Origin of the sequence: Vulcaniibacterium thermophilum (assembly GCF_007923255.1) — a bacterium.
GTDB classification, from domain to species: domain Bacteria; phylum Pseudomonadota; class Gammaproteobacteria; order Xanthomonadales; family Xanthomonadaceae; genus Lysobacter_F; species Lysobacter_F thermophilum.
In genome coordinates this window covers 82,559-103,888 of the sequence record NZ_VOHJ01000006.1, presented here as the reverse complement: position 1 = coordinate 103,888, position 21,330 = coordinate 82,559, and the positions used below count along the sequence as shown (strand labels likewise).

Below are 21,330 nucleotides of genomic sequence, written 5' to 3'. Positions count from 1 at the left end.
GCCCGCGCGGCGTTCGCCTGCCTGGAAATCCCGCAATGACCCACACCATCACCGTGATCCGCGGCGACGGCATCGGCCCGGAAATCATGGACGCCACCCTGCACGTGCTCGATGCGATGCAGCTCGGCCTGTCCTACGAATTCGTCGATGCCGGCCTGGTCGCGCTCGAGAAACACGGCGAGCTGCTGCCGGCGGCCACGCTGGAATCGATCCGCCGCAACCGGATCGCGCTCAAGAGCCCGCTCACCACGCCGGTCGGCGAAGGCTTCAGCTCGATCAACGTCGAACTGCGCAAGCGTTTCGACCTCTACGCCAACGTCCGTCCGGCGCAGTCCTTCCCCAACACCCGTTCGCGCTTTCCGAGCGGCGTGGATCTGATCACGGTGCGCGAGAACACCGAAGGCGCGTACATCGGCGAAGGCCAGACGCTGTCCGAGGACGGCGAGACCGCCACGCTCACGCAGAAGGTCACCCGTCGCGGCTCGGAGCGCATCGTGCGCTACGCGTTCGACCTGGCGCGCCGCATCGGCCGCAAGAAGGTCACCGTCGTCCACAAGGCGAACATCCTCAAGTCGACCTCCGGTCTGTTCCTGCGCACCGCGCGCGAGGTCGCGCAGGCGTACCCCGACATCCAGGTCGAGGAGATGATCGTCGACGCCTGCTGCATGAAGCTGGTCATGCAGCCGGAAAAGTTCGACGTGATCGTCACCACCAACCTGTTCGGCGACATCATCTCGGACCTGTGCGCCGGACTGGTCGGCGGACTGGGGCTCGCGCCGGGCGTCAACATCGGCACCGAGGCGGCGATCTTCGAGGCCGTGCACGGCTCGGCGCCCGACATCGCGGGCAAGGGCATCGCCAATCCCTGCGCGCTGCTGCTGGCCGCGGGGCAGATGCTCGACCACCTCGGCCAGGTCGAGCAGGCCGCCCGCCTGCGGCGCGCCATCGTCGCCACCCTCGAAGCCCGCGACAGCCTGACCCCCGACCTGGGCGGCGAAGGCACCACGCTGGCCTTCGCCAAGGCGATCGCGTCGCGGCTCTGAGCCGGCCGGCCGCGCCGGACCATCGCGGCCAAAAGAAACGGGGCGCCAGGCGCCCCGTTTTCCTGTCCGCGCTACGCCGCGGTCAGTCGCGCGACTGCAGCTTCGCCAGCAGGCGCAGGAATTCCACGTACAGCCACACCAGCGTCACCATCAGGCCGAACGCGCCGTACCACTCCATGTGCTTCGGCGCGCCGCTTTCGACGCCGCTCTCGATGAAGTCGAAATCGAGCACCAGGTTCAGTGCGGCGATCACCACCACGAACAGGCTGAAGCCGATGCCGACCAGGCCCGACTCGTGGATCAGCGGGATGTCGGTGCCGAACAGGCGCAGCACGATGCTGACCAGGTAGACGAGGGCGATGCCGCCGGTCGCCGCCACCACGCCGAGCTTGAAGTTCTCGGTCGCGCGCACCAGGCCCGAGCGGTAGGCCATCAGCAGTGCGGCCAGCGTGCCGAAGGTGAGCAGCACCGCCTGCATCACGATGCCGGGAAAGCGCGCCTCGAACAGCGCCGACAGCGCGCCGAGAAAGAAGCCCTCCAGCAGCGCGTACAGCGGCGCGGTCACCGGCGACCAGGCCGGCTTGAACGCGGTGACGATTGCCAGCACCAGGCCGCCGATCGCGCCGCCCAGCGCGTAGGGCAGGTAGCCGGTCGCCGCGCCGTCCGGCGTCACCGTGACCTGCGACCAGGCGAACGCGCCCGTCAGCACGCACAGGAACAGCAGCAGGAGCGTCTTGTGGACGGTGCCGTTCAGCGTCATCGCGTCCGCGCTGCCGCGCACGACGCTGCCGCTGCCGAGGTCGAGGAAGGTCGTTTCCTTCAGAACCGGATTGCCGCTGCGCATGAGAGCTCCTTCGCTCATCGATGAAGGCGCCAGCATAACCGTGCGCCGGCGACGTGTGTGGCCGCATTGACAGGCTCGACGGCGCTGCCCACAATGACGGGCCTTTCGCGGCGTTGGCGCGCCCGGAAGTCCCGGTATTCGGGGTATAGCTCAGCCTGGTAGAGCGCCAGCTTTGGGAGCTGGATGTCGGGGGTTCGAATCCCTCTGCCCCGACCATCCGGACGGCGCGGCGGGCGTGTCGGTTACCATCCCCTGCACGCGCCCATAGCTCAACCGGATAGAGCACCGGCCTTCTAAGCCGGTGGTTGCAGGTTCGAGTCCTGCTGGGCGCGCCAGCCTGCGGCAAAGACTTCACCGTGGTGGCTGTAGCTCAGTTGGTTAGAGTACTGGATTGTGATTCCAGTTGTCGGGGGTTCGAGTCCCCTCAGCCACCCCACCCTTTACGAGCCGCGAGGTCTCCCTTAAGATTCCGCGTCTCACTCGGGCCGTTAGCTCAGTTGGTAGAGCAGCTGACTCTTAATCAGTAGGTCCTAGGTTCGAATCCTAGACGGCCCACCATCTTTCGAGGCACCGGCGAACCCGGTGCCTTTTTCTTGACCGCCGCGCCTACAATCGGCGCGCACGCGAAAGTGGCGGAACTGGTAGACGCACTGGATTTAGGTTCCAGCGGGTAACCCCGTGTGGGTTCGAGTCCCACCTTTCGCACCAGCCTCGACCGTACGCGGCGGGCGAGGGCGCGGCCGTCCGTCGCCTCGCCGACGCGCCCCCGCTGGCGGCCCGGCGCGCGATCGGCCACACTAGCGCGTTCCGCTGGCGGGCCTGCCGTGCAGGCCGGGGAGCCGTCGGAAGCCCGTCACCCAACGTCTTTTTCATGCCGCGGCAGCGCACCGCGGCCGCAGGAGTGGATATGCAAGTTTCGGTCGAATCGCTGGGCACCCTCGAGCGCCGCGTGACCTTCCGCCTTCCGGCGGACCGGCTGGAGAACCAGGTCGGCGCCCGTCTGCGCGAAATCGCGCGCGGCGCCCGGATCAAGGGCTTCCGCCCGGGCAAGGTGCCGACCAAGGTGATCGAACAGCGCTACGGGGCGCAGGTGCGCGCCGAGGTGCTGGACGAGCTGCTGCGCGAGGGCTTCGGCCAGGCCGTACGCGAGAACGCGCTGCAGATCGCCGGCAGCCCGCGCATCGAGCCGGCGCCGGAGGCGGACGGCCTGTCGTACGTCGCCACCTTCGAGGTGGTGCCGGACTTCGGCGAGATCGACGTCGCCAGGCTGCAGGTGATCCGCCACACCGCCGAGGTCACTGACGCCGACATCGACGCGATGATCGAGAACCTGCGTCTGCAGCGCCGCGGCTGGCAGGCCGTCGAGCGCCCGGCGCAGGCCGGCGACGCGGTCGAGATCGAGACCTGGTCGCAGGCCGACGGCGAGCGCATCCCGGCCGAAGGCACCGAGCGCGGCGCCAGCGTGCTCGGTTCCGGCACGATGTTCCCGGCGGTCGAGAACGCGCTGCTCGGCATGAGCGCCGGCGAGGAGAGGACGGTCGAGGTCGAGTTTCCGGCCGACTGGCGCGTGCCGCAGTTCGCCGGCCGCAAGGTGCAGGTGCACCTGAAGGTGGTGAAGGTGTCCGAGCCCGTGCTGCCGGAAGTCGATGCCGCGTTCATCCGCAGCTTCGGCGTCAAGAGCGGCGAGCTGGAGCAGTTCCGCGCCGACATCCGCACCAACCTGGAGCGCGAGCTGAAAGGCGCGCTGATGACCCGCCTGCGCCGCGAGGTCGGCGAGCAGCTCATCGCCGCCTACAGCCACGTCGAACTGCCGCCGCGGCTGGTCGAGAACGAGGCCCGCGAGCTCGCCCGCCAGGCGATCGAGCAGGCGCGCCGCCAGGGCCGTCAGGTCAATCCGCCGGCCGATGCCCATCTGGAGTTCATGGACGCGGCACGCAAGCGCGTGCTGGTGGGCCTGCTGGTGGGCGAGGTGGCGCGCCGCAACCAGCTCACGCTGGATCCGCGTCGCGTCACCGAGACGCTGCAGCTCATCGCCTCCACCTACGAAGAGCCGCAGCAGGTGATCGAGCTCTACCGCAACGACCCACAGCTCATGGCCGGCCTGCAGGCGCGCGTGATGGAAGAGCAGGTGATCGACTGGATCGCCGACCGCGCACAGCACACCGAACAGAAGCTGAGCTTCGGCGAGGCGATCCGTCTGTAACGCGCGACGGAAAATCGACGCGCCCCCTTGCGCTACGGCCCGGTTAGCCCCAAGTTGACCGGGCCGTAAGTTTTCGGCGACAGCCACATCCCGGGTACTCCATGGACAACCGCACCAAGGCCCTGAATCTCGTTCCGATGGTGGTCGAGCAGACCAGCCGCGGCGAGCGCGCCTACGACATCTATTCGCGCCTGCTCAAGGAGCGGGTGATCTTCCTGGTCGGCGGCATCGACGACCACATGGCCAACCTGGTGGTGGCGCAGTTGCTGTTCCTCGAGGCCGAGAACCCCGAGAAGGACATCCACCTGTACATCAATTCGCCCGGCGGCATCGTCACCGCGGGGCTGGCGATCTACGACACCATGCAGTACATCAAGCCCGACGTGAGCACCATCTGCGTCGGCCAGGCCGCCAGCATGGGCGCGCTGCTGCTGGCCGCCGGCGCGCCGGGCAAGCGGTACGCGCTGCCCAATTCGCGCGTGATGATCCACCAGCCCCTCGGCGGCTTCCAGGGCCAGGCCACCGACATCGACATCCACGCGCGCGAGATCCTCACGCTGCGTCAGCGCCTCAACGAGATCCTGTCCAAGCACACCGGCCAGACGCTGGAGACGATCGCGCGCGATACCGAGCGCGACAACTTCAAGAGCGCCGACGCCGCGCGCGAGTATGGGCTGGTCGACCACGTGCTCGAGCGTCGTCCGGACGAATCGATCCAGCCGGGTTGAGCGCCTCGCGCGAGGCACCGGACTTGCATCCTGAACGTGCCGATCCGGGGCCGGGCCCGGCCGGATGGCTGTGTTATTCTCGGGCCGCCGCACTGACCGGGCCCCGGTTCGCGCGATCAGTGCACCGCATCACTTGGGCATGGGCATGAGCGACGATCGTCACGGCCGCAACGACAGCAGCAAGATCCTCTACTGCTCGTTCTGCGGCAAAAGCCAACACGAAGTCCGCAAGCTGATCGCGGGCCCCAGCGTCTTCATCTGCGACGAATGCGTCGAGCTGTGCAACGACATCATCCGCGAGGAACTCGAGGAGAAGTCGCAATCCACGCGCAGCCACCTGCCGAAGCCGAAGGAGATCCTGGAGGTCCTCGACCAGTACGTGATCGGCCAGCAGCGCGCCAAGCGCACGCTCGCCGTGGCCGTGTACAACCACTACAAGCGGATCGAGAGCCGGCAGCGCAACGATGACGTCGAGCTGGCCAAGTCGAACATCCTGCTGATCGGCCCGACCGGTTCGGGCAAGACGCTGCTGGCGGAGACGCTGGCGCGGCTGCTGAACGTGCCGTTCACGATCGCCGATGCCACCACCCTCACCGAGGCGGGCTACGTCGGCGAGGACGTCGAGAACATCATCCAGAAGCTGCTGCAGAAGTGCGACTACGACGTCGACAAGGCGCAGCAGGGCATCGTCTACATCGACGAGATCGACAAGATCTCGCGCAAGTCGGACAACCCGTCGATCACCCGCGACGTGTCGGGCGAGGGCGTGCAGCAGGCGCTGCTGAAGCTGATCGAAGGCACGATCGCCAGCGTGCCGCCGCAGGGCGGCCGCAAGCACCCGCAGCAGGAGTTCCTGCAGGTCGACACCCGCAACATCCTGTTCATCTGCGGCGGCGCGTTCGCCGGTCTGGACAAGATCATCCAGCAGCGCAGCACCGATTCCGGCGGCATCGGCTTCGGCGCCAAGGTGAAGAGCAGCCAGCGCAAGGCCGAGGTCGGGCGCGTGCTGGCCGATGTGGAACCCGAGGATCTGATCAAGTTCGGCCTCATTCCCGAGTTCGTCGGCCGCCTGCCGGTGGTCGCCACGCTCGAGGAGCTGGACGAAGCCGCCCTGGTGTCGATCCTCACCGAGCCGAAGAACGCCATCACCAAGCAGTTCAAGAAGCTGTTCGAGATGGAGGGCGTGGAACTCGAGTTCCGTCCCGACGCGCTCACCGCGATCGCACGCAAGGCGCTCAAGCGCAAGACCGGCGCGCGCGGCCTGCGCACGATCGTCGAATCGGTGCTGCTGGACACCATGTACGAGCTGCCGTCGATGGAGAACGTCAGCAAGGTGGTGGTCGACGAAGCGGTGGTGGAGCAGAAGACCGCCCCGTACCTGATCTACCAGACGCCCGCCGCGGCGCCGAGGGTCGCGTCCGGCGACTGAATGGGCCCGGTGTCGGGGATTTCCCGACGCCGGCGTTCGCGTAGCGCGACCCGCGTCGCTGATTTCATCCCGTCTTCACCTAGCTGGCCCGCGCTCCGTCGCGGGCCGCTTGCATCTGGGCCTCCCTCGCCCCATAACCGGTCTTCAGAAGACGCTGATACGGCCGCTGTTTCCATTGGGTCCTAGAGCGACCCCGTCCCGTTCGATCCGGAGCCCCCATGAGCACACACGAACACGAAACGATCGACCTGCCGGTACTGCCATTGCGCGATGTCGTCGTGTTCCCGCACATGGTGATCCCGCTGTTCGTCGGTCGCGAGAAGTCGATCCGGGCGCTCGATCTGGCGATGGAAGGCGACAAGCGGATCCTGCTGGTCGCGCAGAAGTCGGCGGAGGTCGACGATCCCGGCGCGAACGATCTGTACGCGGTCGGTACGCTGGCGCACGTGCTGCAGCTCCTCAAGCTGCCGGACGGCACCATCAAGGTGCTGGTGGAAGGCGTGGCGCGCGCAAAGGTGGAGCGCATCTTCGAGCGCGGCGGCGTGCTGGCGGCGAACGCGCATCTGATGGAGCAGGCGGAAGATCGCAGCGAGCGCGAGATCGAGGCGATCGTGCGCACGCTGATGAATCTGTTCGAGGAGTACGTCAAGGGCAATCGCAAGCTGCCGCCGGAGCTGATGCAGACGCTCGCCGGCATCGACGAGCCGAGCCGTCTCGGCGACACCGTCGCTGCCCACCTCGGCGTGCGTCTGGCGGACAAGCAGCGCCTGCTGGAAGCCGCGGGCGTCGGCGCGCGGCTCGAACTGCTCGTCGGGCTGATCGAAGGCGAGATCGACGTGCAGCAGCTCGAAAAGCGCATCCGCGGCCGCGTGAAGTCGCAGATGGAGAAGAGCCAGCGCGAGTACTACCTCAACGAGCAGATGAAGGCCATCCAGAAGGAGCTGGGCGAGCTGGACGACACTCCGAACGACATCGACGAACTCACCCGCCGCATCGCCGAGGCCGGCATGCCGAAGGCGGTGGAGACGAAGGCGCGCAACGAGCTCAACAAGCTCAAGCAGATGTCGCCGATGTCGGCCGAGGCGGCGGTGGTGCGCAACTATCTCGACTGGCTGCTGGGCGTGCCGTGGAAGAAGCGCACCAAGGTCCGCAAGGACCTCAAGGTCGCGCAGGAAGTGCTCGACGCCGATCACTTCGGCCTGGAGAAGGTGAAGGAGCGCATCCTCGAATACCTCGCCGTGCAGTCGCGGGTGAAGCAGATGCGCGGCCCGATCCTGTGCCTGGTGGGTCCGCCGGGCGTGGGCAAGACCTCGCTCGGCCAGTCGATCGCCAAGGCCACCAACCGCAAGTTCGTGCGCATGTCGCTCGGCGGCGTGCGCGACGAGGCCGAGATCCGCGGCCACCGTCGTACCTACGTGGGCTCGATGCCGGGCCGGATCGTGCAGGGCCTGAACAAGGTCGGCAGCCGCAATCCGCTGTTCGTGCTGGACGAGATCGACAAGATGGCGATGGACTTCCGCGGCGATCCGTCGGCGGCGCTGCTGGAGGTGCTCGACCCCGAGCAGAATTCGGCGTTCAACGACCACTATCTGGAAGTCGATCTGGACCTGTCGGAAGTGATGTTCGTGGCGACCTCCAACTCGCTGCACATCCCCGGGCCGCTGCTCGACCGCATGGAAGTCATTCGCATCCCGGGCTACACCGAGGAGGAGAAGCTCAACATCGCGATGCGCTATCTGCTGCCGAAGCAGATCAAGGCGAACGGTCTGCGGCCGGCCGAGATCCAGGTTGCGGAGTCGGCGGTGACCGACATCATCCGCTACTACACGCGCGAGTCGGGCGTGCGCAATCTGGAGCGCGAGATCTCCAAGATCTGCCGCAAGGTGGTCAAGGAGCTGGCGCTGGCCGGCCCGAAGAAGCTCGCCAAGGGGCCGGTCAAGATCACCGGCAAGAATCTCGAGAAGTATCTGGGCGTGCGCCGCTTCGATTTCGGCCGCGCCGAGCAGCAGAACGAGATCGGCCTGGTCACCGGCCTGGCCTGGACCGAGGTCGGCGGCGATCTGCTGCAGATCGAGTCCACCCTGGTGCCCGGCCGCGGCCAGTTGCTGCTGACCGGCCAGCTCGGCGACGTGATGAAGGAGTCGGCCTCCGCCGCGCTGTCGGTGGTGCGCGCGCGCACCGAGCGGCTTGGCATCGACCTCGACTTCCTGCAGAAACACGACGTCCACCTGCACGTGCCGGAAGGCGCCACGCCGAAGGACGGCCCGAGCGCCGGCATCGCGATGGCGACCGCGCTGGTGTCGATGCTCACGCGCATTCCGGTGCGCGCCGACGTGGCGATGACCGGCGAGATCACCCTGCGCGGCCGCGTGCTGCCGATCGGCGGTCTGAAGGAGAAGCTGCTGGCCGCGCTGCGCGGCGGCATCCGCACGGTCATCATCCCGGAGGAGAACCGCAAGGATCTCGCCGACATGCCGAAGACGGTGACCCAAGGCCTGAAGATCGTCACCGTGAAGTGGATCGACGAGGTGCTCGACATCGCCCTGGAACGGCCTCTGTCGCAGCCGGCGTCGGCCGAGCAGCTCGAGGCCGTCGACCACGGCGAGCAGGTGCCCGTGCGCGAGGAGGAACAGGTCGCCACCCAAGCCGGGGTCAAACACTGACGCCGGCCGCTGGCGATGTGTGCCGATTGGGCGGAAACCCGCGCCGTTGCTAGCTTTGCGGCTTGCGTGCCCCAAAACCCGCTGGTATAACGGCGCGAACCGCGTCGTAGCTGAACTTCAAGGAAACGCCGCGGCAAAGTCGACCGGTCGTCCCACGTCAGGGCGACCGGTTCATAAGAACCTGCGGACCGATCCGCACAGGGAGCCCAAGCACACATGAACAAGGCCGAACTGATTTCCGCCGTCGCCGACACCGCCGAAATCTCCAAGACCGACGCCGCCGCCGCCGTCGATGCGTTCGTCAGCGTCGTCACCAAGGCGCTCAAGAAGGGCGACGCGGTCACCCTCGTCGGCTTCGGTACGTTCCAGGTCCGCAAGCGCGCCGCGCGCACGGGCCGCAACCCGAAGACCGGCGCGACGATCAAGATCAAGGCGTCGAAGAACCCGGCCTTCAAGGCTGGCAAGGCGCTGAAGGACGCTGTAAACTAAGCGACTCGCCTGGGTGCTTAGCTCAGTGGTAGAGCGTCGCCCTTACAAGGCGAGGGTCGGGGGTTCGAAACCCTCAGCACCCACCAGTTCGGACTGGTCGCCTGCAGGAAAGCGTTGAAAGCACCGCAAGCGGACAGTACAATTTGCTCTCCAGTGCGGAGTGGTAGTTCAGTCGGTTAGAATGCTGGCCTGTCACGCCGGAGGTCGCGGGTTCGAGTCCCGTCCACTCCGCCACTTCTTCGCAAGGCGCCGGTAACGGCGCCTTCGTTTTTTCCGGCTGCCGCCACGGCGCCGGTGGCCGATGATGCCGGCGGACTTCGCGTTCTCGCCGCATTTCGCGTCGCTTTCCTCGTATCCGCGCGCAGCGCACGTCAGTCGTCATCCGCGCGAGCGCAAAGCCGTCCGCGCCCGCCCATTCGCCGCCATCCCCGCGCAAGCGGAGATCCATGGCCGCCGTACAGGCGGCAGCCGACGTCGTTGGGTTCCCGCTTCCGCGCCGGCGGGCGACGCGCTGGCGCGGGGCATCCGCGATGCCGCATGCGGCACGGCTGGGACGTTCGCGTGTGATGGGGGAATTCAGCCCGGCGCCTGCGGCGGCCCGGCCGGGGCGGGAACACGCCCGGTCGGAGCGCGCCCGGATCGATGCGCCTGGGGTGCCGGCCGGCCGGCGGGGGTGGGACATCCGCGCTAAACTCGCCGGCTCGACTGGCTAGCGCATCGCACATGCTGCAGAAACTCCGCGAAAAGACCTCGGGCTGGATCGCCACCGTGATCCTCGGCCTGCTGATCGTTCCGTTCGCCCTGCTGGGCATCAACGAATATCTCGTGCAGCGTGCGGACACGTCGGTCGCGCGGATCGACGCGCCGCCGCCGTGGTGGCCGGATGCGCCGGCATGGTGGCCGGCGTCGATGCTGTGGGAACACGAACAGATCACCCAGGACGAGTTCCGCGAGCGGCTCGACTTCCAGCGCCAGCGCATGCGGCAGGCGCTCGGCGAGCGCTTCGACGCGCGCGAGTTCGACACGCCCGACATGCGCCGCCGCATCCTCGACGTGCTCGTCGACGAGCGCCTGGCGCAGATGGCCGCGCGTCGCGCCGGGCTTGCCGTGAGCGATGCGCTGGTGCGCAGGAATATCGCCGAGACGCCCGCGTTCCAGGTCGACGGGCGTTTCAACCAGGAGCGCTATCTGCAGATGCTGGCCTCGGCGCAGCCGCCGTTCACCCCGCGCGGCTACGAGCAGCGCGTGCGCGAGGAACTGGAACGCGCGGTGCTGACCGGCGCGCTCGAATCGAGCGCGTTCGTCACCCAGGCCGAACTGGCACAAACGGTGCGGCTGCTCGGCGAGAAGCGCGATGTTTCCGTGCTCACGCTGCCGGCGCCGGCGGCGGACACGGCCGCGGTGAGCGACGCCGAATTGCAAGCCCACTACCGCGCCAACTCCGCCCGCTACCGCATGCCGGAGCGCGTGTGGATCGAATACGTCGAGCTGCGCGCCGCCGATCTGCCGGCGCCCGCCGCGCCGGACGAAGCGGCGCTGCGCCAGCGCTACGAGCAGGAAAAGAACCGCTTCGCCGCCGCCGAGGAGCGTCTGGCGTCGCACATCCTGGTGCGGGTGGCGGAAGGCGCGAGCGACGCCGACCGCAAGGCCGCCGAGGCGAAGATCCGGCGGATCGCGGCCGAAGCGAAGGCGCCGGGCGCGGACTTCGCCGCGCTGGCGCGCAAGTACTCCGACGACGCCTCGAAGGCGCAGGGCGGCGATCTCGGCTGGCTCGGCAAGGGCGCGACCGTGCCGGAATTCGAGCAGGCGCTGTTCGCGCTGAAGCCCGGGCAGATCAGCGAGCCGGTGAAGACCGAGTTCGGCTGGCATCTGATCCAACTGCGCGAGGTGAAGGCCGGTCAGGCGCGTCCGTTCGAGGAGGTGCGCGAACAACTGGCGACCGAGCACGCGCAGAGCGAGCGCGAGCGGGTGTTCGGCGAGCTGTCGAGCCAGTTGGTGGATGCGACGCTGAAGAACCCCTCGTCGCTGGCGCCGGCGGCGCGTGCGCTGAATCTGCAGGTGCGCACGCTCGGCCCGGTGAGCCGCGGCGAACCCAGCGGCATCCTCGCCAACCCGAACGTTCAGCGCGCGGCGTTCTCCGACACCCTGATCCAGGACGGGACGGTGAGCGATCCGATCGAACTGGCGCCCGAGCACATCGTCCTGCTGCGCGTGACCCGGCACGAGCCCGAGCGCCTGCCGCCGCTGACGGAAGTGCGCGAGCGGGTGGCGGCGGACGTGCGCGCGGCGCGCGCCCGCAAGGCGCTGGAGGCGCGCGCCGATGCGCTGCTGGCGCGTGCGCGCGGCGGCGAGACGCTGGAGGCGATCGCCGCCGCGGAAGGCCTGGCCGCGCCGGAAACCCATGCCGGCATCCGCCGCGGGCAACCCGTGCCGACCCCCGAGGCCTCGGAGGCCATGTTCGCGGTGCCGGCGCCTGCGGCCGGCAAGCGCTCGTTCGGTCGCGCGCTGCTGGAGGACGGGCGGGCGGTGGTGTTCGCGGTGAGCGCGGCGCAGCCGGGCCGTCTGGAGGAGCTCAACCCGATGGAGCGCGCCAGCCTGCAGCAACCGATGGCGGAGGACGCCGCGCGCCGCGAGATCGAGGCGCTGCTGAAGGCGCTGCGCACGCGCATGAAGGTGACCGTCAACGAGGCCAACCTCTGAGCGGTCGCAGAGCCCGCAAGCCCGCAAACGAAAAAGGCCCGGCAGCGATGCCGGGCCTTTTTTCGTCGCGTTGCGGTGCCGGCGTCATTCGATGCCGGTCATGCCGAGGATGTTGTAGCCGGCGTCGACGTAGGTCACTTCGCCGGTGATGCCGGCGGCGAGGTCCGAGCACAGGAACGCGGCGGCGTTGCCGACGTCCTCGATGGTGACGCTGCGGCGCAGCGGCGCGTACTGCTCGACGTGGCCGAGAATCTTGCGGAAACCGCCGATGCCGGCGGCGGCGAGGGTCTTGATCGGGCCGGCCGAGATCGCGTTGACGCGGATGCCCTCGGGCCCGAGGTTGAGGGCGAGGTAGCGCACGGCCGCCTCCAGGCTCGCCTTGGCCACGCCCATCACGTTGTAGTTCGGCAGCGCGCGCTCGGCGCCGAGGTAGGAGAGGGTGAGGATCGCGCCCCGACGGCCCTGCATCATCGGGCGCGCGGCCTTGGCGAGCGCGGCGAGCGAGTAGGCCGAGATGTCGTGCGCGATGGCGAAGCCTTCGCGGGTCAGGCCGTCGAGGAAGTGGCCCTGGATCGCTTCGCGCGGCGCGAACGCGATGGCGTGGACGAGAATGTCGAAGCCGTCCCAGCGCTGGCCCAGGTGCTCGAAGCAGGCGGCGATCTGTTCGTCGGAGGCGACGTCGAGCGGCAGCACGATATCGCTGCCGTACTCCCTGGCCGCTTCTTCGACGCGCGACTTGAGCTTGTCGTTCTGGTAGGTGAACGCCAGTTCCGCGCCCTCGCGGTGCATCGCCTCGGCGATGCCGCTGGCGATCGAGCGCTCGCTGGCGATGCCGGTGATGAGCGCGCGCTTGCCTTGCAGGAAACCCATTGAGCCACTCCTCGTGTTCGCGGCGTACGCCGCCGAGCAAAGGCTCTAGTGTGCCGCGCGTCGAACGGGCAGGCCAGCGCTCAGCGCGGGCCGGGGCCGAGCGCGCGGATCAGCAGACGCTGGCCGGGCCTGAGCACCGCGCGTGCGGACAGGCCGTTGCGCTCGAGCAGGTCGGCCACGCGCACGCCGTAGCGGCGCGCGATGGTCCAGGCGTTCTCGCCGCGGCTGACCACATGCTCGACCGCATCCGTGCCGCCTGCCGCCTCCGTGGCGGCCGGGGGCGACGACGCGGCGGCGGCGGCCGGACCGGTCGCGACGGCATCGGAGCCGGCTGCCGCCGGCGCCGGGCCGGCCCACGCCAGCAGCCGCGCTTTCTCGCCGACGCGGCGCAGGCCGCCGTGGGCGAGCGCCGGATTGAGCCGGCGCAGGCGCTCGGGATCCTGCCCGGTGCGCGCGGCGAACTCGGCGATGCTGGTCACGCCGGCCGGCACCGGCACCGCTTCGAGCCGCGGGACGGGCCGGTCGAGCGCCGCACGCCATTCGGCCCGTTCCTCCGCCTGCGCGAGCAGGCAGGACAGCGCGTCGAGCTTGCGCACGTAGGCGCGGGTGATTTCGGGCATGCCGGCGAGCCGTTCCGGCTGCGCGTTGGCGGCGGTCATGCCGCTGCGTCTGAGCGCGCCGAGCACCCGGTACTCGCCGGCGTTGTAGGCCATCACCGCCAGGCGCCAGTCGCCGGCGAACATGCCGTGCAGGGTCTTGAGGTAGCGCACCGCGGCGCGGGTGGAATCCACCGGCGACAGGCGTCCGTCGTAGCCGTCCCGGATCGGCACGTCGTGGTTGCGCGCGGTGACGGCGATCATCTGCCACAGGCCGGCGGGGCCGGAGGGGCTGCGCGCGGCCGGGCGATAGCCGCTCTCGACGAAGGGGATGAGCGCGTACTCGGTAGGCAGGTCGGCGTCGCGCAGGGCGTCGACCACGTAGCCGAACAGCGGCAGCAGGTCGCCGTCCCTGGCCAGCCGCTGCGGCGCGTGCGCGAAGTGGGCGCGGTAGCGCTGGCTGGCCTCGCTCGCGCACGGCGTCGACGCCAGCCCCTCGCGGAAGCGGCGATAGATCTCAAGGCCGCTGCGCTCGCCGGCGACGGCAACCGCGCTGTCGGCCGGCGCCGACCCGGTCGTCGCCGGGGCCGCAGGCGTCGCCGCCGCCAGTGTCGGCGGCGGAAGGGCGGGGCCGACCGCCGCCAGCACCGCCGGCTCGCCGGCACGCGCCGCCATCCCGGCCAGCAGCAGGGCCGGGAGGGCCGTCCACACCCGCTTCATGCGCGGAACCCGTCCTTCCAGCGCCGCAATTCGGCGAACGTCTCGGTTTCGTCGGCCGGCGCGCGGCCCAGGCGGGCGGCGACGGCGGCGCGGACCGCGGGGGCCGTCACGCGCAGGAACGGGTTGGCGGCGGACTCCTCGGCCAGGAGGCTGGGCAGGGTCGGGCGGCCTTGTTCACGCATGGCTTCGGCTTCCTCGAGGCGGCGCAGCAGCGCCGGGTTTTCGGGGTCCACCACGCGGGCGAAGGCCGCGTTGGCGAGCGTGTATTCGTGTCCGCAGCAGACGAGCGTGTCGGCGGGCAGGGCGGCCAGGCGGCGCAGGGAGGCCAGCAACTGGGCGGGCGTACCTTCGAACAGCCGACCACACCCCAGGCTGAACAGGGTGTCGCCGCAGAACAGGATGCGCTGGCCTTCGCCGCCATCGATGTGATAGGCGACGTGGCTGCGCGTATGCCCCGGCACGGCCAGCACGCGGAGCGTCCAGCCGGCCAGATCGACCGTGTCTCCGTCGCCGACCCGCCGGGTGGCGAAGGGGATCCGCGCGTCGTCCGGCGCCAGCACCGGGAGCGTCGGCCAGCGTTCTAGCAGCGCCGGCGTTCCCGCGATGTGATCGGCGTGATGGTGGGTCAGCAGGATGCCGGCCGGACGCAGCCCGGCCGCGGCGGCCGCCAGCACCGGAGCGGCCTCGCCCGGGTCGACCACCAGGGCGCCCGCCGGACCGTCCAGGGTCCAGATGTAGTTGTCGCCGAGGGCGGGCAGCGGCTGCGGGCGCATGGTGGGACCGGGACGGAGGCGGCTTTTCCGGCGCAGGGGGTTGGCCGAGAATCGGCGAACCCCCGCGCCCGCCCGACCATGCCCGCGACCTTACGCCCCCGTCAATCCGGCGCCGCGCTCGACTGGTTCGGCCAGGCCGCGGGGCAGGGCCTGCTGGCGGCCGAGGATGGCGTGCGGACGCGCTTGCTGGCGGCCGCCCCGGCGATGCCGTGGCTGTGGATCGGCGTCGACGGCGCGGCCCCGCCGGCGCTGGAGGGGCGCAGCCGCGGCGTGGTGCTCCGGCGCACGCCGCGCGGCTTCGCGGGGCAGGTGCGGTGCGCGCTGCCGCTGCCGTTCCCGCGCGAGTCGTTCGGCCTGGTGCTGGTGCAGCACGCGCTGGACGACGGCATCCCGCCCGACGCACTGCTTGCGGATTGCGAGCGCGTGCTCGCCCCGGGCGGCACCCTGTGGCTGGCCGCGCTCAACCCGTGGAGCGCCTACCGGCTGCACTGGGCGCGTACCGGCCTGCGTGCCCGCGGCGCCGCGCGCTGGCAGCTCGCGCTGCGGCGTGCCGGTTTCGCGGGCGATGCGGTCAGCCTGCAGTGGCTCGGCGCGCACTGGAACGCGCGGCAGGGCGGCGATGCCGGCGTCGGCGCGGGCGATCGCCTGCGCGCGGCGATCGGCTTCACGGTCAGCAAGCGGGTGCGCGCGCTGATTCCGCCCGCGCCGGTGGTGCGGCTCGGCTGGCAGCCGGCGCCGCGCGCGGTGGCACTGCCGACCCGGCGCGTCGACGGCCGCGAAGCGACGGACGAGGACCCGGGCGCGCGGCGATAATGCCGCGATGAAGAAGGTCGAAATCCACACCGACGGGGCCTGCCTCGGCAATCCCGGTCCCGGCGGCTGGGCCGCGCTGCTGCGCTATCGCGAGCGGGAACGCGAGATCGCCGGCGGCGAGCCGCTCACCACCAACAACCGTATGGAGTTGATGGCGGCGATCCAGGCGCTGGAGACGCTCACCGAGCCCTGCGAGGTGGACCTGCACACCGATTCCCAGTACCTGCGACAGGGCATCACCGAGTGGATCCGTGGCTGGGTGGCGCGCGGCTGGCGCACCGCCGGCGGCGAGCCGGTCAAGAACCGCGATCTCTGGGAGCGGCTGCACGCCGCCACCCGGCGCCACGTCGTGCGCTGGCACTGGGTGCGCGGGCACGCCGGCCACGCCGAGAACGAGCGTGTGGACGCGCTGGCGCGCGCCGAGGCGGTCCGCCAGCGCGGCGCGTCGGCGACTGCGACGGGTTCGGGTTAGTCTGCGCGCTCCGCGACGCCCGCCCACACCGAAGTCGATGCGACAGATCATTCTCGACACCGAAACCACCGGCCTGAGCTGGGAACGCGGACACCGGGTGGTGGAGATCGGCTGCATCGAGCTGGTCGAGCGCCGTCCGAGCGGTCGCACGTTCCACCGCTACCTCAATCCCGAGCGCGATTTCGAGGCCGGCGCGCAGGAAGTCACCGGGCTGACGCTCGAGTTCCTCGCCGACAAGCCCAAATTCGCCGAGATCGTCGACGAGTTCCTGGCGTTCATCGACGGCGCGGAGCTCGTCATCCACAACGCCGCGTTCGACGTCGGCTTCCTCGATTACGAACTGTCCCGGCTCGGCCCGCAGTACGGACGCCTGGCCGACCGCTGCAGCATCGAGGACACGCTGGCGCTGGCGCGGCAGCGCTTCCCCGGCCAGCGCAATTCGCTGGACGCGCTCTGCCGCCGGTTCGACATCGACAACTCGCACCGCCAACTGCACGGCGCGCTGCTGGACGCGCAGTTGCTGGCCGAGGTCTACCTGGCGCTGACGTCGGGCCAGAGCGAGATCGGCTTCGCCCTGGCCGAGGACGCGGAGGCGGGCACCGCGGCCGCCGAGCTGCGCTACGACCTCACCGCGCCGCGTCCGCGCGTGCGCGTCAGCGAGGACGAGCTGGCGGCGCACGCCGCGCGACTGGAGAAGCTGCGCGCGAAAGCCGGCGGGCAGTGCGTGTGGGACGCGGTCGAACCGCGGATCGAGGCGGTCGAGGCCGAGCCGGCGTAGGGATCGCAGGAGGGAGTAGCTGCGGAGCGCGCCGTCGTCGCGAGCGCGACCGTGGAGTCCGTTCGGCCGACGCTGATCCGGCCGCGCCGGAAGACGCGTGGCGTCGCAGCGGGTTACAGGTAGCGCACCAGCACCACGGTGACGTTGTCCGAGCCGCCGCCGTCCAGCGCCGCGGCCACCAGCGTGTCGACGCATTCCTGCGCGCTGCAGTCGGTCATCGCCAGCACCTGGGCGATGTTGCGGTCGTCGACCTCCTCGGTGAGGCCGTCGCTGCAGAGCAGCAGTTGCATGCCCGGCCGCAGCTCCCCGGTCAGCGTTTCGACGTTGAGCTGGGCCGGGTCGGTCACTCCGAGCGCCTGGGTGACCACGTTGCGATGCGGATGCGTGCGCGCCTGCTCGCGGGTGATCACGCCGCCGGCGATCAGTTCCTCGACGTAGCTGTGGTCGTGCGAGAGCTGCACGAGCTGGCCGTCGCGCCACAGGTAGACGCGGCTGTCGCCCACCCAGGCGATTTCGAAGCGCCGGCCCTGGATCCGCGCGGCCACCACGGTGGTGCCCATCGGCAGCGCGTCGTTGCGGCGGCGCGAGGTGCGGATGATCTCCTCGTCGGCGGTGCGGATCGCCTGCTCCAGGCTCGCGCCGCGCGCCACTTCGCGCACCAGGGTGTCGCGCGCCAGCGCGCTCGCCACCTCGCCGTACTGGTGCCCGCCCATGCCGTCGGCCACCAGCCACAGGCCCAGCTCGCCGTCGGCGTAGTAGGTGTCCTCGTTGAGGTCGCGGCGCAGGCCGACGTGGGTCAGGTGTCCGAATTCGATCATCGGCAGGGCGTCCCTGCGGTGCGGCAGAGGCGAGGGTAGCGCAGGCGGCGGCAGCGGGCCCGTGTCGGAAGCGCGGGCAAACCCCCAGCCGGGGGGCGGGAATCCGCCCGGCTCAGGGCGCCGCGCCGGTGCGGTAGTCCTGGTAGGACTTCTCCTCGACGTAGGTCGATCCCAGCGCGGTGTTGATCTCGCGCTTGATCCGCGCACGTTCGTCGTTCTCGAAGTAGACGCTGCGCGCCAGGCGGACGAATTCGGCGTCGAACTCCTGCCGCTTCTCCTTGATCCGGATCGCGTCCTCGATGTCCCACAGCCGCTCGTTCACGGCTTTCAGCTCGGCGCGCAGGCGGGCGATGTCGTGCCCGGCGGCCGGGTGCGCCATCCAGGTCCGCTCCAGCGCCGACAGCTCGTTGCGGACGTTGGCCAGCTTGGCTTCGTCGGCGATGCGTTCGGACTTGATCTGCAGGATGGCGATCTTGTCGAGCAATTCGCCGAAGGACACCGGCACCAGGATCTCGGACATGCGGTTCAGCTCGTGAATGGGGCCGCCCAGTGTAGCGCCCGCCACCGCCCCTGCCTTGTCTCGCCGCGGTCGCATCCGTATCATTCGCGGCCCACCCGGAGAGGTGGCAGAGTGGTCGAATGCGCCGGATTCGAAATCCGGTGTACGGTTCTACCGTACCGTGGGTTCGAATCCCACCCTCTCCGCCAGATACACGAAAGGCCCCCGCGCGGGGCCTTTCGCGCGTCTGGAGACAGCCCGCAGAGAGAGGGCGGATGGCGCGCCCGCCCGGCGGCTCAGGCCAGGCCGCGATCGGCGCGGAAGCGCTCGAAGGCGTCGACGGCGTCGGCGACGGCGATCAGGTCCATCACGCCCGGGAACTCGATCTTGGTGCCCCAGCGCAGCGCCTCGGCGGGCTTGCCCAGGAACGCGCGCGCCGCGGCGTCGTAGCGGTCCACGCAGTAGCGGATGTCCGAATACGGCCCGCTGCGCCGCGGGTTGCTGGCCGCGTGCAGGCCCAGCACCGGGGTGCCCACCGCATTGGCGATGTGCATCGGGCCGGAGTCGGGCGTCATCACCAGCGTGGCGCGTTCGAGCAGGGCGGGCAGTTGCTTGAGCGTGTCCTTGCCGACCAGGTCGAGGGCGGGGGCGCGCATCGCCGCCAGGATGGCGTCGGCGGTGCGCCGCTCCAGCTCGCTGCGTCCGCCGCAGAGCACGATCCGCCACCCGCGCGAGGCGGCGTGGTCGGCGACCGCGGCGTAGCGTTCCGCGCGCCAGTTCCGCAGCACGTGGCTCGAACAGGGCGAGACCAGCAGCGTCGGCGTGCCGTCCTCGGGCCACCGCGCGCGGGCCCAGTCGCGGGCCTCGTCCGGCACCGGCAGATCCCAACGCACCGTGGTCTGCTTCAGGCCGAGCGGCTCGGCGAAGCTGCCGATCGCATCGAGCACATGGATGCCGGGCCGGTCGGGGATGCGCTCGCGCACGAACAGCCCGTGCAGGTCCTTCGAGCGCGAGCGGTCGTAGCCGATCCGCCGCCGCGCGGGGATGAAGGCGGACAGCAGGTTGGCGCGCGCCGCCACCTGCAGATGGAGCAGCGCGTCGAAGCGGCGTCCGCCGAAGGCGCGGCGGACCTCGCGCATGCCGCGCAGGCCGCTGTCCTTGGCGTATTCGACGAACTCGACGCCCGGCAGGCCGGCCAGCAGACGGTGCTCCGCCTTGCCGATCACCCAGGTAATGGCCACCTCCGGCCATGCCGCCTGCAGCGTCCGCACCAGCGGGACCACGTGGGTGACGTCGCCGAGCGCGGACAGCCGCAGCAGGCAGAGGGAGCGGGGAATCGTTTGCACGTGGCTGCTAGACTCGGCCGGATGCTGGGGTACGACGCCGCCGAGGGGTTGACGCCGTTGCGTGACGAACGCGGAGACGGCGCGATTCTGTTCGACCAGACGCGCGTGCGGCAAGCCAGGGCCGAATGGTTCGACCCGCGCGCCTGGGGCGGGCACGCGCAGCCCGTGGCGAGCGGCGGACGCGGCAGCGCCTGGTTCGTGGATGCGCCATTCGGCGCCGCGGTGCTGCGCCACTACCGGCGCGGCGGTCTCGCCGCGCGCATCAGCCGCGACCGCTACCTGTTCCACGGCCCGCACCGCACGCGCAGCTTCGTCGAGTTCCGGCTGCTGCGCGCGGCCGCGCGGCGCGGCGTGCCGGTTCCGCGGCCGATCGCCGCCTGGTACCGGCGCGAGGGCTGGACGTATCGCGCGGCGATCCTGATCGAACGCATCGCCGACGTGCGATCGCTCGCCGACCGTCTCGCCGACGAGGGCGCCGAGGCGCCCTGGGCCGAGGCCGGCCGCCTGATCGCGCGCTGCCATCGCGCCGGCCTCGATCATGCCGATCTCAACGCGCACAACCTGCTGTTCGACGACGCGCGCCGCGGCTGGGTGATCGATCTGGACCGCGGCCGCCTGCGCATTCCCGAAACGGGCTGGCGCGAGCGCAATCTGGCGCGCCTGCGCCGCTCGCTGCTGAAGGTGCGCGGCACGCGCGGCGTGGACGAGGTGCTGACCTGCTGGTCGCGCCTGCGCGGCGCCTACGACCAGAACTGGAGCCGGGGGTACTGATGGTCTGGGCGCTGCGCTTCCACGGCGTGGGCAACGCGGCGGCGGTCGAACTGGGCTCGGCGATGGCCACCATCGAGCGCGACGGCGCGCCGTGGCTGACCATCGACTGCGGCGGGGAAGGGCTGACCGCCTGCCTTGCGCACTACGGCGAGCCGCCGCGGGCGCTGTTCTTGACCCACACGCATTTCGACCACATCGCCGGGTTCGAACGCCTGTTCGTGGCCACCTACTTCGACGCGCAACGGCGCGGCCGGGTGCGGCTGTACGTGCCGGCGGCGCTGGTGCCGCATCTGCACCAGCGGGTAGGCGACTATCCGAACGTGCTGGCCGAGGGCGGCGCGAATTTCTGGGACGCGTTCCAGCTCATCCCGGTGGGGCGCGCGTTCTGGCACGACGGCGTGCGTCTGGAGACCTTTCCGGTGCGTCATCACTGGCCGGACACCGCATTCGGCCTGCGTCTGCAGGGCAGCCTGGTGTGGACCGGCGACACCCGCCCGATTCCGGAGATGCTGGCGGCGGTCGCCAACGACCGCGAACTGGTCGCGCACGACTGCGCCCTGCATGGCAATCCGTCGCACAGCGGCATCGACGATCTCGAGCGGGAATACCCGCCCGGCCTGCTCGCGCGCTGCGTGCTGTACCACTACGCCAGCTCCGGCGACGGGGCGGCATTGCGCGCGCGCGGGTACCGCGTCGCCCAGCCCGGCGAGGCGATCGCGCTGGCCGAGCCGACCGCGCCGCGCGCGGAGCCGCTCTGACATCGCGCCTACAATCG

19 protein-coding genes and 8 tRNA genes are annotated in these 21,330 nt (G+C 70.3%); 20 read left to right on the top strand and 7 right to left on the bottom strand.

All coding sequences use genetic code 11. The features are described from left to right. Positions 1-35 precede the first annotated feature (35 nt). On the top strand, positions 36-1,043 hold the full coding sequence (locus FQY64_RS04395; RefSeq protein WP_146472482.1) for an isocitrate dehydrogenase: 1,008 nt from the start codon (positions 36-38) through the stop codon (positions 1,041-1,043). Positions 1,044-1,125: 82 nt separating this feature from the next. On the opposite strand, the gene FQY64_RS04390 is transcribed toward FQY64_RS04395, so the two are convergent. Beyond that, the gene (locus FQY64_RS04390; RefSeq protein ID WP_146472504.1) at positions 1,126-1,887 is read right to left on the bottom strand and encodes a Bax inhibitor-1/YccA family protein; all 762 of its coding nucleotides are present in this window, start codon (positions 1,885-1,887) and stop codon (positions 1,126-1,128) included. A gap of 139 nt (positions 1,888-2,026) precedes the next feature. Between FQY64_RS04390 and FQY64_RS04385 the strand changes: the two genes are divergently transcribed. The 13 genes from FQY64_RS04385 (at position 2,027) to FQY64_RS04325 (ending at position 12,099) form a co-directional block, all read left to right on the top strand. Next, positions 2,027-2,103: transfer RNA gene (locus FQY64_RS04385), tRNA-Pro, on the top strand. Between the two features lie 42 nt (positions 2,104-2,145). Next, a tRNA-Arg gene (locus FQY64_RS04380) sits at positions 2,146-2,222 on the top strand. 24 nt (positions 2,223-2,246) lie between these two features. After that, positions 2,247-2,323: transfer RNA gene (locus FQY64_RS04375), tRNA-His, on the top strand. A 46-nt stretch (positions 2,324-2,369) separates the two neighbouring features. Then, a tRNA-Lys gene (locus FQY64_RS04370) sits at positions 2,370-2,445 on the top strand. 65 nt (positions 2,446-2,510) lie between these two features. Next, a tRNA-Leu gene (locus FQY64_RS04365) sits at positions 2,511-2,595 on the top strand. 199 nt (positions 2,596-2,794) lie between these two features. Continuing rightward, positions 2,795-4,090 (top strand): trigger factor, encoded by a 1,296-nt coding sequence (gene tig, locus FQY64_RS04360; RefSeq protein WP_146472481.1) that lies wholly within the window; start codon positions 2,795-2,797, stop codon positions 4,088-4,090. A 101-nt stretch (positions 4,091-4,191) separates the two neighbouring features. Next, positions 4,192-4,818, top strand: a complete 627-nt coding sequence (clpP, locus tag FQY64_RS04355) for an ATP-dependent Clp endopeptidase proteolytic subunit ClpP (RefSeq protein ID WP_146472480.1) — start codon at positions 4,192-4,194, stop codon at positions 4,816-4,818. A gap of 145 nt (positions 4,819-4,963) precedes the next feature. Continuing rightward, on the top strand, positions 4,964-6,247 hold the full coding sequence (gene clpX / locus FQY64_RS04350; protein ID WP_146472479.1) for an ATP-dependent Clp protease ATP-binding subunit ClpX: 1,284 nt from the start codon (positions 4,964-4,966) through the stop codon (positions 6,245-6,247). 218 nt (positions 6,248-6,465) lie between these two features. Next, positions 6,466-8,910 (top strand): endopeptidase La, encoded by a 2,445-nt coding sequence (gene lon, locus FQY64_RS04345; protein ID WP_146472478.1) that lies wholly within the window; start codon positions 6,466-6,468, stop codon positions 8,908-8,910. Between the two features lie 216 nt (positions 8,911-9,126). Further along, positions 9,127-9,399 (top strand): HU family DNA-binding protein, encoded by a 273-nt coding sequence (locus FQY64_RS04340; protein WP_146472477.1) that lies wholly within the window; start codon positions 9,127-9,129, stop codon positions 9,397-9,399. A gap of 11 nt (positions 9,400-9,410) precedes the next feature. Continuing rightward, positions 9,411-9,485 (top strand) — tRNA-Val (locus FQY64_RS04335). Positions 9,486-9,556: 71 nt separating this feature from the next. Further along, positions 9,557-9,633, top strand: a tRNA-Asp gene (locus FQY64_RS04330). Between the two features lie 489 nt (positions 9,634-10,122). Next, entirely contained in the window at positions 10,123-12,099 is a 1,977-nt protein-coding gene (locus FQY64_RS04325) for a SurA N-terminal domain-containing protein (RefSeq protein WP_146472476.1), read from the top strand. 84 nt (positions 12,100-12,183) lie between these two features. Here FQY64_RS04325 and FQY64_RS04320 read toward each other — a convergent pair whose 3' ends face one another. The 3 genes from FQY64_RS04320 to gloB form a co-directional block, all read right to left on the bottom strand. Next, positions 12,184-12,969: an enoyl-ACP reductase FabI gene (locus FQY64_RS04320; protein ID WP_146472475.1), complete on the bottom strand. Its 786-nt coding sequence runs from the start codon at positions 12,967-12,969 to the stop codon at positions 12,184-12,186. A gap of 80 nt (positions 12,970-13,049) precedes the next feature. Further along, positions 13,050-14,240 carry a lytic transglycosylase domain-containing protein gene (locus FQY64_RS04315; protein ID WP_386112933.1) on the bottom strand — a complete coding sequence of 397 codons (1,191 nt, stop codon included), beginning with the start codon at positions 14,238-14,240 and terminating at the stop codon, positions 13,050-13,052. A 41-nt stretch (positions 14,241-14,281) separates the two neighbouring features. Beyond that, the gene (gene gloB, locus FQY64_RS04310) at positions 14,282-15,058 is read right to left on the bottom strand and encodes a hydroxyacylglutathione hydrolase (protein ID WP_146472473.1); all 777 of its coding nucleotides are present in this window, start codon (positions 15,056-15,058) and stop codon (positions 14,282-14,284) included. Positions 15,059-15,136: 78 nt separating this feature from the next. Between gloB and FQY64_RS04305 the strand changes: the two genes are divergently transcribed. The 3 genes from FQY64_RS04305 to dnaQ are packed head-to-tail and all read left to right on the top strand — an operon-like array spanning position 15,137 to position 17,121. Next, positions 15,137-15,871, top strand: coding sequence for a methyltransferase domain-containing protein (locus FQY64_RS04305; protein WP_146472472.1), 735 nt, complete (start codon positions 15,137-15,139; stop codon positions 15,869-15,871). Between the two features lie 7 nt (positions 15,872-15,878). Next, positions 15,879-16,343 carry a ribonuclease HI gene (gene rnhA / locus FQY64_RS04300; RefSeq protein WP_146472471.1) on the top strand — a complete coding sequence of 155 codons (465 nt, stop codon included), beginning with the start codon at positions 15,879-15,881 and terminating at the stop codon, positions 16,341-16,343. Between the two features lie 37 nt (positions 16,344-16,380). Further along, positions 16,381-17,121, top strand: coding sequence for a DNA polymerase III subunit epsilon (dnaQ, locus tag FQY64_RS04295; RefSeq protein WP_146472470.1), 741 nt, complete (start codon positions 16,381-16,383; stop codon positions 17,119-17,121). Between the two features lie 113 nt (positions 17,122-17,234). Here the strand turns inward: dnaQ and FQY64_RS04290 are convergent, their stop codons facing one another. Next, positions 17,235-17,939, bottom strand: a complete 705-nt coding sequence (locus FQY64_RS04290; RefSeq protein ID WP_146472469.1) for a PP2C family protein-serine/threonine phosphatase — start codon at positions 17,937-17,939, stop codon at positions 17,235-17,237. Between the two features lie 112 nt (positions 17,940-18,051). Further along, on the bottom strand, positions 18,052-18,459 hold the full coding sequence (locus FQY64_RS04285; protein WP_146472468.1) for a DUF6165 family protein: 408 nt from the start codon (positions 18,457-18,459) through the stop codon (positions 18,052-18,054). A gap of 97 nt (positions 18,460-18,556) precedes the next feature. On the opposite strand from FQY64_RS04285, the gene FQY64_RS04280 reads away from it, so the two are divergent. Continuing rightward, positions 18,557-18,647 (top strand) — tRNA-Ser (locus tag FQY64_RS04280). Positions 18,648-18,734: 87 nt separating this feature from the next. On the opposite strand, the gene FQY64_RS04275 is transcribed toward FQY64_RS04280, so the two are convergent. Next, entirely contained in the window at positions 18,735-19,784 is a 1,050-nt protein-coding gene (locus FQY64_RS04275) for a glycosyltransferase family 9 protein (protein WP_186760849.1), read from the bottom strand. A 21-nt stretch (positions 19,785-19,805) separates the two neighbouring features. Here FQY64_RS04275 and FQY64_RS04270 point away from each other — a divergent pair, with 21 nt between their 5' ends. Then, entirely contained in the window at positions 19,806-20,555 is a 750-nt protein-coding gene (locus tag FQY64_RS04270) for a 3-deoxy-D-manno-octulosonic acid kinase (RefSeq protein WP_146472502.1), read from the top strand. Beyond that, positions 20,555-21,313 (top strand): MBL fold metallo-hydrolase, encoded by a 759-nt coding sequence (locus tag FQY64_RS04265; RefSeq protein ID WP_146472467.1) that lies wholly within the window; start codon positions 20,555-20,557, stop codon positions 21,311-21,313. Before FQY64_RS04270 ends, FQY64_RS04265 begins: the two co-directional genes overlap by 1 nt. Positions 21,314-21,330 lie beyond the last annotated feature (17 nt).

Excerpts from the sequence above, each read along its gene's own strand:
- FQY64_RS04395 (WP_146472482.1), top strand. The coding sequence starts at position 36 with ATGACCCACACCATCACCGTGATCCGCGGCGACGGCATCGGCCCGGAA.
- FQY64_RS04390 (WP_146472504.1), bottom strand. The coding sequence starts at position 1,887 with ATGCGCAGCGGCAATCCGGTTCTGAAGGAAACGACCTTCCTCGACCTC.
- tig (WP_146472481.1), top strand. The coding sequence starts at position 2,795 with ATGCAAGTTTCGGTCGAATCGCTGGGCACCCTCGAGCGCCGCGTGACC.
- clpP (WP_146472480.1), top strand. The coding sequence starts at position 4,192 with ATGGACAACCGCACCAAGGCCCTGAATCTCGTTCCGATGGTGGTCGAG.
- clpX (WP_146472479.1), top strand. The coding sequence starts at position 4,964 with ATGAGCGACGATCGTCACGGCCGCAACGACAGCAGCAAGATCCTCTAC.
- lon (WP_146472478.1), top strand. The coding sequence starts at position 6,466 with ATGAGCACACACGAACACGAAACGATCGACCTGCCGGTACTGCCATTG.
- FQY64_RS04340 (WP_146472477.1), top strand. The coding sequence starts at position 9,127 with ATGAACAAGGCCGAACTGATTTCCGCCGTCGCCGACACCGCCGAAATC.
- FQY64_RS04325 (WP_146472476.1), top strand. The coding sequence starts at position 10,123 with ATGCTGCAGAAACTCCGCGAAAAGACCTCGGGCTGGATCGCCACCGTG.
- FQY64_RS04320 (WP_146472475.1), bottom strand. The coding sequence starts at position 12,969 with ATGGGTTTCCTGCAAGGCAAGCGCGCGCTCATCACCGGCATCGCCAGC.
- FQY64_RS04315 (WP_386112933.1), bottom strand. The coding sequence starts at position 14,240 with ATGGCGGCGCGTGCCGGCGAGCCGGCGGTGCTGGCGGCGGTCGGCCCC.
- gloB (WP_146472473.1), bottom strand. The coding sequence starts at position 15,058 with ATGCGCCCGCAGCCGCTGCCCGCCCTCGGCGACAACTACATCTGGACC.
- FQY64_RS04305 (WP_146472472.1), top strand. The coding sequence starts at position 15,137 with ATGCCCGCGACCTTACGCCCCCGTCAATCCGGCGCCGCGCTCGACTGG.
- rnhA (WP_146472471.1), top strand. The coding sequence starts at position 15,879 with ATGAAGAAGGTCGAAATCCACACCGACGGGGCCTGCCTCGGCAATCCC.
- dnaQ (WP_146472470.1), top strand. The coding sequence starts at position 16,381 with ATGCGACAGATCATTCTCGACACCGAAACCACCGGCCTGAGCTGGGAA.
- FQY64_RS04290 (WP_146472469.1), bottom strand. The coding sequence starts at position 17,939 with ATGATCGAATTCGGACACCTGACCCACGTCGGCCTGCGCCGCGACCTC.
- FQY64_RS04285 (WP_146472468.1), bottom strand. The coding sequence starts at position 18,459 with ATGTCCGAGATCCTGGTGCCGGTGTCCTTCGGCGAATTGCTCGACAAG.
- FQY64_RS04270 (WP_146472502.1), top strand. The coding sequence starts at position 19,806 with ATGCTGGGGTACGACGCCGCCGAGGGGTTGACGCCGTTGCGTGACGAA.
- FQY64_RS04265 (WP_146472467.1), top strand. The coding sequence starts at position 20,555 with ATGGTCTGGGCGCTGCGCTTCCACGGCGTGGGCAACGCGGCGGCGGTC.